Consider the following 10,910-nt stretch of genomic DNA (forward strand, 5'->3'; position numbering starts at 1 on the left):
TATTCGAACAATGGAACTATTATACCTCAAGGTGTATGATGTCGCCGATGCGTCCCTATAAACATCCCCTCGCCAGCGATTTGGTTCTTGAGCGCGTGCTCTACGCGCTCAGCGATTCGATACGCCTGGAAATTGTGCGCCACCTGGCGCGCGTGGACAGCGCCACTTGCGGCGAACTCGACGGTGGACGGCCGAAGTCGACCGTATCACACCACTTCAAGGTGTTGCGCGAATCGGGGCTGGTGCGCACGGAGAGCACCGGCACCACCCACCTGAACACGCTGCGCCGCGCCGATATCGACAGCCGCTTTCCAGGCTTGTTGAGCGCGATCCTGTCGCAACCGACGTCCGCGTAGTAAAACCCAAACGTTGCGCGCCACATGCGTGCCATAGCGCCGGCCCCTGATTTTTCAGGGGCTTTTTTTTACTTCGCCTCGAGCTTTCGAACGAAAGAGTGATGGCTAAATCGCAAAAATGCGACATCCGAATCGAAAATGCCCAAGATGTTTTGGAGTTGGCGGTCGTTTCGCTATAAACTGAATTAAATCGAAACTTTCCTTTTCTTTTCATTGCCTTTCGAAACATTGGAAAAAGAGATTTTCTGTTGGGTCCTTCCATTATGTGAAATAAATCGAAAGCAAAAGTAAGGTGGGCGCATGCCAGCGGCTCCCGGTTCTACCCCTTGGGGAGTGGTGATCGCATTTCGGACAGCCTTCGGTTTACCAGCATCGCCTTCGCCGCTCCGACAACTTATAAAAGGAACTGTTTAATGAGTTACCTGCAACGCCGCTCGCACGCCGACAGTCATTCCCACCTGGTGCCGAAACCGCTAACTTCCGCTTGCTTGCTCGCCCTTGCCGCCTTCGCCGCGCCGGCTCGCGCCCAGGAGGACGCCGCCACGCCCGATGCCGAAAAGGTCGCCCAGGTCGTAGTGACGGGCGCCCGCGCCAGTCTGCAGCAGTCCCTGGCGCTCAAGCGCAACTCCGCTGTCGTGCAGGACAGCATCAGCGCGACCGAGCTGGGCCGCTTCCCCGACAACAACGTGGCCGACTCGCTCAGCCACATCACCGGCGTCTCGATCTCGCGCACGGCCGGCGGCGAAGGCCAAAAGGTCAGCATCCGCGGCCTCGGCCCCGAGTACACGATCACCACCTTCAACGGCCGCCTGCTGGGCACCGACAGCGCGGGCCGCTACTTCGCCTTCGACGTGCTGCCGGCCGACGTCATCAGTGGCGCCGACGTCGTCAAGTCGACCCAGGCGCAGTTGATCGAGGGCGCCATCGGCGGCCTCGTGAACCTGCGCTCCGCCAGCCCGTTCGACCAGAAGGGCCAGCGCGGCCTGCTGCGCGTGGAGGCCGACCGCAATCAGATGAGCAGCCTGAACGGCAAGAAGCTGTCGGGCACGTACAGCAACACCTTCGGTGACCAGGTCGGCGTGCTGCTTGGCGTCGTCTACGCCAAGCGCGACGTGCGCACCGACACGGCAGGCAACGACGGCGGCTGGTCGCGCAACCCGATCCCGAGCGACCCGAGCCAGTTCTGGGAGTTTGGCAATACCTGGGGCGGCGCCATCGATCCCAACGGCAACGGCATCCTCGACGCCAACGAAGAAGGCCTGATCGGGCCGGGGCAGTTCCGTTTCGGCTCCATCATGGAAAAGAAGGAGCGCGTGGCGGTCTCGGGCAAGGTGGAGTGGCGGCCCAGCAGCGACGTGAAAGTCGTCGTCGATGGTTTCAAGACCCGGCTGGACTCGCCCCAGGTCGGCTACCAGCTATCGTTCTACCCCTTGTACGCGCCGGGCCGCTGGTCCGACATGAAGGTCACCAACGGCGTCGTCTCCGACCTGACCTTGTCCGGCACCGACCCGGAGATGCGGCTCAATCCCGAGATCCTGAACAAGACCGAGTACCGTGTGGTGGATACGGCGATGTACGGCGCCAAGGCCGATTGGAGGATTTCGCCGACGCTGAAAGTCACAGGCGACATTTACGAGTCCACGTCGAAGCGCCACTCCGGCGGCAAGGACAGCTACGTCGTGCTGCGTATGAACCAGCCCAACGTGACGCGCATCCAGCTCACCGGCGCCGCCGTGCCCGACGTGAAGACCACGTTCGCCGACGGCCGCGACCTGCGGAGCGGCCTGGCGCAGGGCCTGTTCAAGGCCAGCGACTTCAACACCCACTTCTATAGCCGGGCGGGCGACAATATCGACGACCGCATCCGTGGGGCGACGGCGAGCGCCGAATGGAAGCTGGACCGCTTTAACATCAACCAGCTGAATTTCGGCCTGAGCCAGACCAACCGCGACAAGTCGCGTGACATGGTCAACAACGCCTTCAATGGCGGCCAGGATCACTACTCCGGACAGAACGCGATCGACGTGGGAACCCTGGGCGGCAACGTCATCAACCAGACCTTGAGCCCGAAGGGTTTTCTATCGGGCGTGGGCGGCAACTTTCCGCGCAGCTTCCTGGGCTTTGACATCGCGAACTACGCGCAGGCATTGAAGGCCTACGACGGCAAGCCGCGGCCGGGCGGCGGCGTCTACAGCTCGACCTTGTCGGCGCCGTCCTGGAATGCGCTGGAGAGCTACCGCGTGGCCGAGAAGACCACGGCCGCCTATGTGCAAGCGGATCTGGCCGGTGACAGCTGGAGCGCGGACGTCGGCGTGCGCCTTGTCCACACCAAGACCACCGCCCGGGCCTGGGACGCGAAAATCACCGACATCGTGGAGAACGGCGCGTTCAACTACACGGCCGTTTACGCCGCGCCGTCGCCTGTGGAGCAGGATGCCAGCTACACCTTCGCGCTGCCGGCGGCCAACTTCACCTACATGATCACCGACGCCCTTCAGCTGCGGCTCGGCGCCGCCAAGACGATGGCGCGCCCGTCCGTCGACAAGCTCGCGCCGTCCAGCACCACCGCCAGCATTTCCTGGGGCGACTTCACGCAGATCTACGGCGGCAATGCCGAGCTCAAGCCGTACACCGCGCGCCAGGCCGACGTGTCGCTGGAGTGGTATTTCGCCAAGGACTCCGCGCTGACTTTCGCCGTCTACCAGAAGAACATCAAGAACCAGATCACCACCCTGTGGTTGGCGGGCCAGGACATCGGGGCGCCCGGCGGCCGGCTGTTCAACGTGCAGCGACCCGTCAACGGCGACAAGGCCACGGCGCGCGGCTTCGAGATCGGCCTGCAGTACCTGTTCGACAACGGCTTCGGCGTGCGCGCGCAGTACACGCGCAATCAGTCGCGCAGCTGGGTAAACGGCTCTGAACGCCCGCTCGAGGGCATCGCGCCGGCGACCGCGTCGCTGGGCTTGCTGTATGAGCGGGGCCCATGGAGCATGAGCACCACGGCCGACTATACCGACTCGTTCGTCACCGCCACCAATGTGATCGGTGCCGGCTTCAACGAGACCGCCAACGCCGTGACGTGGCTGACCGCCCAGTTGGCCTACGATGTCAACAAGTCGCTGCGCATCAGCATCGAAGGCAACAACCTGACCGATGCGGTGCAGAAGCCCAAGCTGGGCAACGGCACCATCAGCCTTCCCAACGGCTATTACCGCTACGGCCGATCCATCACGCTGGGCGCGAGCCTGAAGTTCTGACTTAATGAAAACAAATAAAGGAGCACGCATGCCACACCGCCGGTCCGATAACGGAAAACCTCGCCGGCCCGCTGTGGTTCGCGGCCTGTTGGCGGCGGCGTTGGCCATGCTGGTCATGCCGGGTGTCGCCGTGTCCGGCGGCGATCCGCTGGCGCCGGCGGGGCGGTGGGAGGGACGTGAAACGGGGGCGGCCGGCACGCCGCCCATGGGCTGGAACAGCTGGAATGCGTTTCGCACGGAAGTCGACGAGGCCAAGGTGATGGGCGCCGCGCGCGTGCTGGTCGACAGCGGATTGGCGAAACTTGGCTACCAGTATGTCAACATCGACGACGGATGGTGGCTCAAGCGGCGGCAAAGCGATGGCCGCGTGCAAATCCGCACCGGCATCTTCCCGTCGGCGGCGACCGGAGGGAAGGGCGGCACCAGCTTCAGGCCGTTTACCGACAAGCTCCACGCCATGGGGCTGAAAGCGGGCATCTACACCGACATTGGCCGCAATGCCTGTTCGCAGGCCTATGACCTGCATTCGCCCAATCTGCCGCAAGGCACGACCGCCGAGCGCGAAATAGGACTCGATGGGCATGTCGAGCAAGATATCAATCTGTATTTCAAGGAATGGGGATTCGATTACATCAAGATCGACGCTTGCGGGCTCGCCGACTTCGTGCCTGGCTCGACATTGGTGGCACAGCAGCAATACCGCGCTGTCGCCCCGCTGATCGACCGTGGCTCGATCAATCGCACCGACAGCGACGCCGTGCGGACCCGCTACGAGGCGGTCGCCACCGCCCTCAAGGCCGCCAACCCGGACAACGGCTACATCCTGTCGATCTGTGCCTGGGGCATGGCGAATGTCCGTTCGTGGGGCAAGGACGTCGGCAACCTGTGGCGTACCAGCAGCGACATCACGCCGAGCTGGACCAGCATGCTGCACAACTTCGACAGCGCGGCGAAGCGCGCGCTATACGCCGGTCCGGGCCATTGGAACGATCCCGACATACTGCACATCGGGCACGAGGCTTTCGATGCCGACCACCTGGTCGAGGCGCGCTCGCACTTCACCTTGTGGGCGATGATCAATGCTCCGCTGCTGATCAGCTACGACCTCCGCAACGGTCCGGCTTCGCTGCTGGGCGTACTGGGCAACGCAGACCTGATTCGCGCCAACCAGGACAAGGCGGGGCACCAGGGGGTGGTGGCCTACGACTCCGACGATGCGCAGATCATCGTCAAGACACTCGGCGACGGGGACCGCAAGGCCGTAGCGCTGTTCAACCGCGGCGCGACACCCGTCACCGTCGTTTTGCTCGCCAGGCATCTGAAATTGTCGGACGATACACCGGTCGTCCTCAGGGACCTTTGGGCGCAGGAGCGTCTGACGTTCAGCGGCGAAAAGGCGTTCACGTTGGCGCCGCACGAGACGCGGGTGTTTGAAGCGACGGGCAAGCGGCAGCTGTTGAACGGCGTCTACCTGTCGGAAATTCCCGGTGCGATCAATGTCGCTGTCGATGGAACCCGGCGGCCGGAGCTCGATCCGACCATTCATCGCATGATCGACCCCTGGACGGGCACCCGCTCCGGGGGATCGCGGCCCCAGTACGCGGGCTGGGGCGGCGCACAGGCGGACGTTACGCCGTTCGGCCAGACGCTGCAGGTTGCCGGACAGTCCTTCGATTCCGGCATCGGCGTCCTGTCCGATTCACGAATTCAAGTCCGCAACGAGGCTGGCCACGCGCTGCTGATGGCGTCGGTGGGCGTCGATGATTCCTCCGCGGACGTGAGCCGGGGCGTGCGGTTTTTTGTCTATGGCGATGGCAAACTTCTTTCCGAAAGCCCGGTGGCGACATTGGGCGGCAAGGCGGTCCCGATCACGGCCAATATCAAGGACGTGAAGCTCGTCGAGCTGGTAGTGCGGGGCACGGAGCCGGAATCGACGCGGCCGATGGTGGCGACCTGGGGTGAGGTGCGCCTGGTCGCCGATGCGGCCGGATCCCGTTGACGTTGCCCTTGTTGGCGCCTTCTTAAACCATTTTTCTTGGAAAGGATTGCCGTTAGCTGGTATTCAGGATTGCGTGGCGCGGTCTCGCGCAGGCAAGCTTTCAAATATTAACCACTGGTATGTTCAAGAAAAAATGATTCCTATACTTAGCTCTTTCAGAAAAAATCTTTCTACAGCGGCGATACGCTGCCTTGCGATGGCTTTTTTCTTCCAGTCGCCTCAGGCGTCCGCCCAGCAAACCACGATCACTCTCGCGGAATCGCCCGAAGCCTTTAAAAATCCGATGAAGGGGTTCCGGCCCACGCGTTACATCCAGGATGGCGCGTTTCCGAACCACGAGTACGCGACGGTGTACAAACAGTACATCAAGTACACCGATCTGGAAAACAACGCGACCGATTCGGCGCAAAAGATCAAGGACTGGAGCAACGCCGCCTGGTCGGGAATCGAGAACAAAAATATTAAGGTGATTCCCCGCGTTCTTATTGTTTATCCAAACGGACCGGACGGTGGCCAATACTGGCCGGCCGGCGTTCCCCATGACGGCACGCCCAGCCAATGGACCAGTGAGCAACTCAAGACCCGCCTGGTTGCGTTCATTCGCAAGCTAGGACAGGCGTGGGATGGCGATCCACGGGTAGCGGCGGTCGAGCTCGGGTTGTGGGGGAACTGGGGCGAGCATCATATCTACCCCGCGACGTTGCCGAACGGCGAGGACCGGATTCCCGTCGATTTCCAAAACGCCCTTGGAACCGCCTATGCCCAAGCATTCCCGTCCAAAAAAGTGATGGTGCGATATCCCGACACATTTTCCGGTTTCCAGGTTGGGTATATTTGGGACTCGTTCGCTTTACCTGATGAAGCCGCCAATGGCGAGGCGCTGATCGCTCGACAGACCTGGAAGACGCAAATGAACAGCGGCGAGGTCGCATACGATTGGGGAGACCAGTCGCGCCTTGGCGGGAGTCCGGACGGTACGCTCGGCAGCGGCTCCAACACGGATTATGTGATCGATTGGATTCGGCGCACCAATACGTCAAGCCTGGGATGGATCGCCGAGTACTCCGCGGGGAACGCCACCATCGCCGCGAACGCCACACGGATGCAGAAGGAACTCGGCTACCGCTACGTGCTCGGCAGCGCGACATTCGCCGTACAGGCTCAGTCCGGCAGCAACGTTACCGTCTCCTTTACCGTAACCAACAAGGGCAACGCGCCGTTTTATTATCGGTGGCCGGTCAAGGCCACGCTGCTGAGGGCGGACAAGTCGGTCGCATGGTCGGGTTCTTTCAACGCGGACATACGCACCTGGATGCCGGGAAAATCCTATACCGTTACGCAAGCGTTTGCGTTACCTACGAGCCTGAACAACGGTGTCTACACGTTGGCATTGTCGATCAACGATCCCGCCGGCGATGTCCCGAGTGTGCGTTTCGCTAACAAGAATTACTATACTGGAGGCTGGACCGTCGTCGGCAAGATCGGTGTGGGGCAAGCGCCGAGCAATCAGAATCTTGGCAGCTTCGATGGCCTGAAATTCGACAGTTCCCTCGGGTACAAGTTGGTGGGCGCGACGCGCTAACGGCGGCTTGCCGTTGATTAGCCGAATCCTAAAGCCGCTAGTCGAAAGATTTTAGTGGCGTTGTTGTCGCCGACTCCTTGCCGTCCGTGATCCGCCACGGCGCGGACTATTCCCTTGCCGCAAGGATTTGGCGTGGCCGCCAACCATGGCCACGCCGAAGGGCGCACCGCACTTGATACATACCCGAAACAATTAGTAATCGGACAGTAATGAGAGGGCGGCTAAAATCGATTCACTGATGTGGCAATTGGCCAGCGTTCCGTCGCAGCCGGCGTCCGCATCGGATGTCCTACAGGACCAGTACGTCGCGCCGGGAAGCGCTATGATCGCTCCCACACGTCACCGCCATCGAACCAACGAAAGCCACCGACATGCCCACCCCCACGCCCACGCCTCGCCGTGGCTCCATGCTGCTGCTGTTACCCATCGCCCTGATCCTGGCCGTCCTCGTCGCGCTGTTCGCGTGGGTGGGCGGCTGGTTCGGCAACGACAACCTGACACCGCAAAAAATGATGGACTTCGCCGAGACGTCGGGGAAACAGGCGCCCGGTTTCCGGCGCGCGCACAGCAAGGGCGTGTGCTTCGCGGGGACCTTCGCGCCGACGTCCGAAGCGGCGAAGCTGTCGACGGCGCGCGCGTTCTCGCAGCCGTCGATCGCCGTCATCGGCCGCTTTTCCGCGTCGTCCAACAACCCGTATGCGCCGGACGGCGCCTCCCCGGTGCGCGGCATGGCCGTCCAGCTGAAAACCGACGACGGCCAGGAATGGCGCATCGCGATGAACAGCTTTCCTTTCTTCGCCGCCGCCACGCCGCAGGCATTCCAGGCCATGAACGAGGCCGGCGCGCCTGATCCGGCCACCGGCAAGCCCGACCCGGCCAAGATGAAGGCCGTGCTGGCCGCGCATCCGGAGATCGCCGCGTTCCAGGCGTGGGCGAAATCGGCCCCCAGGTCGGATAGCCTGGGCAGCACCCGTTTCAATGGCGTCAACGCGTTCCGCCTGACGGACGCGGGGGGCACCGACCGCATGGTGCGCTGGTCGATGCGTCCGCGCGCGCCGTTCGTGGCGATGACCCCCGACCAACTAAAGGCGGCCGGTCCCGATTTTCTCATCGAAGATCTGAACCGGCGTCTCGCCGCCGGCCCGCTGCTCTGGGACATGGTGGTGCAAGTCGCCGCGCCCGGCGATCCGATCACGGACCCCTCGCAGGCCTGGCCCGATACGCGGCAGGAGGCCACCATCGGCACGCTGACCCTGGCCCATGCCGAGCCGCAGGCGAACGGTCCTTGCCGCGACATCAATTTCGATCCTTTGATACTGCCGGACGGCATCGCCGGCAGCGACGATCCGATCTTGCATGCCCGCTCGGCGGCGTACTCCGTGTCGTTCAACCGGCGCGAGCGCGAAATTAGCGCAGGCAAGACCGCCCAACCTATCGGCCAGAACGGGAGCGCACGATGAACCGCCCACGCCACTTCAATCTTCTCGCCCGGGTGCTGCATTGGTCCATGGCCGTCGCCATCCTGGCCATGCTGTTCGCCGGCGCCGGCATGGTCGTTTCGCTGCAGTACCGGGCCCAATTGCTGGACCTGCATCGCCCGCTCGGCATCGCCATTCTGTTGCTGGCCATCGTGCGCGTGGTCAACCGCCTGAGCCGTCCGATCCCGGCGTTGCCGGCCGACCTGCCGGCGATCCAGAAATTCGCCGCGCACGCGTCGCACTGGCTGTTGTATGGCCTGATGCTGGCGATGCCGGTGATCGGCTGGGCCATGCTGTCGGCCGGCGGCTATCCGATACCGATGTTCGGTGGCGTGCACCTGCCGGCCATCCTGCCGCATAGCCCCGAGACGTACGGTTTCCTGCGTCCCCTGCACGGTGCCTTGGCGTACCTGCTGTTCCTGACCATCCTCGCCCACCTCGGCGCGGCGCTGTATCACGCCTGGGTGCGGCGCGACGAGGTGTTCGGCCAGATGGCCAAGGGCGATTCGCCTTAGGCGGGAAAAGGATGAGATCGAGCCCCTGATTTTCAGGGGCTTTTTTTTTGGAGAACAACGTCGCGCGGTAAAACGCAAGTATGTGCGGAGCCGCCTTGCGTCTTGCTGGCAGCTCATCGATCGCCAGCGTGCGTGCGGGCTCGATGATCCGTGCGTCCAAACATCACCTGCCTGCGTATGTCGAATGAGACCGGCGAGCAAGTGCGAACTGCGGCAACTAAGCCGACGAACGCGCCTTGCCACCACCCGGCCTCGCCATTTTTCTCGGAAGACACTGCCGGATCGCGGCGCGATCGCGGGCCGTCGGTTTTGCCGATTTTCACCCTTTAGGAGTTATTGATGCGTCATACACGATTTGCGCTGGCGGCCGCCGCCTGCGCCATACTGGCCGCCTGTGGCGGTAACGACTCGGGCCCCGGCGGCGAACCGCCCGCGGACCGTTTTACCCGGCAGGTCACCTTCGGCGACAGCCTTTCCGATGTCGGCACGTACGCCGTCGGCGCCGTCAAGCAGCAGGGCGGCGGCAAGTTCACCATCAATGGCGACAGCCGCGCCACCGACACGGCGCTGACCGGGCAGATCTGGGTCGATGTGCTGGCGTCGCAGTTCGGCCTGCCGGTCCCTTGCGCGGCGCAAACCGGCCTGCAGGGCAGCGCCGCCCTCGGTTTCTCGGTCTCGGTGCAAAACCATGCCAACTGCTACAACTACGCGCAAGGCGGCGCGCGCATCACCAATCCGATCGGCCCGCAGAATGCGGCCACCGGTTCCGCGCTCGGCGCGTTGACCGTGCCGGTGGCCACGCAGGTCGCCAATCACCTGGTCAAAAGCGGCGGCAAGTTCAGCGGCACCGAGATCGTGCTGGTGCTGGCAGGCGCCAACGACGCGTTCGTGCTGCTCGACGAGCTGCGGGCCGGCGCCGCTGCGGCGGCAGCCACCGCAGCGGCGACGGGCGGACCGGCCGCCGGCGCGCAGGCGGCGGCCGGGCACGTCGCGGCCAACGGCCCGGCGGTGATCTCGCGAATGGGCGTGGCGGGAAGCGAATTGGCCGCCATCGTCAATACACAGATCGTAGACAAGGGAGCGGCGCATGTCGTGGTGGGCAATTTGCCGGATTTGGGCACGATTCCCGCGCTGCGGCCGCTCGACGCCGCGACCGCCCAGGTGGTCGAGAAGATGGTCGATGCGTTCAACGGCGCGCTGAAATCCGGCCTGGGGGGCGGCACACGGATTTTGCAGGTGGATCTCCGGTCCTTCACGCGCGACCAGGTCGCCAATCCCGCGCGGCACGGCCTGACCAATACCACCGCGCCCGCATGCGGCGCCAACGCGCTCGGGGCCAGCTCGCTGGTCTGCACCGCCAACAATCTGGCGGCGCCCAATGTCGCCCGCTACATGTTCTCCGACTACGCCCACCCGACGCCGTTCGAGCACGCGCTGATCGCCCGCTACGTGTCCGACCAGATCGCCGCGCAGGGGTGGCGCCGGGCGGCACGCCAGGGCGCCTGATAGGGCCGTTCAACCGCACGCCGGCCGGAGAATTCCGGCCGCCACCGCAGTTGATACATAACAGAAACAATTCTTAGGCCGGGAACAACGATAAAACGGCTAAAATTGATTCACTAATGTAGCAATTGTCCGACGTTTCGTCGCGCCGCAGCATCCGCGTCTCCCGGCATCGATGAGCGCGCCCACGGCCGCGCGAGCTTGCCGCGTCATGCGAAAT

General features: G+C 63.4%; 7 protein-coding genes. All 7 read left to right on the top strand.

Features of this window, described 5'->3' with window-relative positions:
* The first annotated feature begins 47 nt into the window (after positions 1 to 47).
* The 7 genes from MRBLMU1_RS03235 to MRBLMU1_RS03265 all read left to right on the top strand — a co-directional run bounded on the left by MRBLMU1_RS03235 (position 48) and on the right by MRBLMU1_RS03265 (position 10,693).
* Positions 48 to 356 (top strand): ArsR/SmtB family transcription factor, encoded by a 309-nt coding sequence (locus MRBLMU1_RS03235; protein ID WP_363496932.1) that lies wholly within the window; start codon positions 48 to 50, stop codon positions 354 to 356.
* A 413-nt stretch (positions 357 to 769) separates the two neighbouring features.
* Positions 770 to 3,613 carry a TonB-dependent receptor gene (locus MRBLMU1_RS03240; protein ID WP_363496935.1) on the top strand — a complete coding sequence of 948 codons (2,844 nt, stop codon included), beginning with the start codon at positions 770 to 772 and terminating at the stop codon, positions 3,611 to 3,613.
* Between the two features lie 28 nt (positions 3,614 to 3,641).
* On the top strand, positions 3,642 to 5,612 hold the full coding sequence (locus MRBLMU1_RS03245) for an NPCBM/NEW2 domain-containing protein (protein WP_363496938.1): 1,971 nt from the start codon (positions 3,642 to 3,644) through the stop codon (positions 5,610 to 5,612).
* Complete coding sequence (locus MRBLMU1_RS03250; RefSeq protein WP_363496941.1) at positions 5,593 to 7,194, top strand: DUF4832 domain-containing protein; 1,602 nt, start codon at positions 5,593 to 5,595, stop codon at positions 7,192 to 7,194. Before MRBLMU1_RS03245 ends, MRBLMU1_RS03250 begins: the two co-directional genes overlap by 20 nt.
* Before the next feature lie 371 nt (positions 7,195 to 7,565).
* Positions 7,566 to 8,654, top strand: a complete 1,089-nt coding sequence (locus MRBLMU1_RS03255; protein ID WP_363496944.1) for a catalase family peroxidase — start codon at positions 7,566 to 7,568, stop codon at positions 8,652 to 8,654.
* A complete protein-coding gene (locus MRBLMU1_RS03260) occupies positions 8,651 to 9,187 on the top strand; it encodes a cytochrome b (protein ID WP_363496946.1) in 537 nt (178 codons plus the stop codon). The genes MRBLMU1_RS03255 and MRBLMU1_RS03260 overlap by 4 nt, the downstream gene beginning before the upstream one ends.
* Positions 9,188 to 9,526: 339 nt before the next feature.
* Entirely contained in the window at positions 9,527 to 10,693 is a 1,167-nt protein-coding gene (locus MRBLMU1_RS03265) for an SGNH/GDSL hydrolase family protein (protein ID WP_363496948.1), read from the top strand.
* Positions 10,694 to 10,910: the final 217 nt, after the last annotated feature.

It is taken from the genome of Burkholderia sp. LMU1-1-1.1, from assembly GCF_040675865.1.
In the GTDB taxonomy this organism is placed as follows: Bacteria; Pseudomonadota; Gammaproteobacteria; order Burkholderiales; family Burkholderiaceae_D; genus Rugamonas.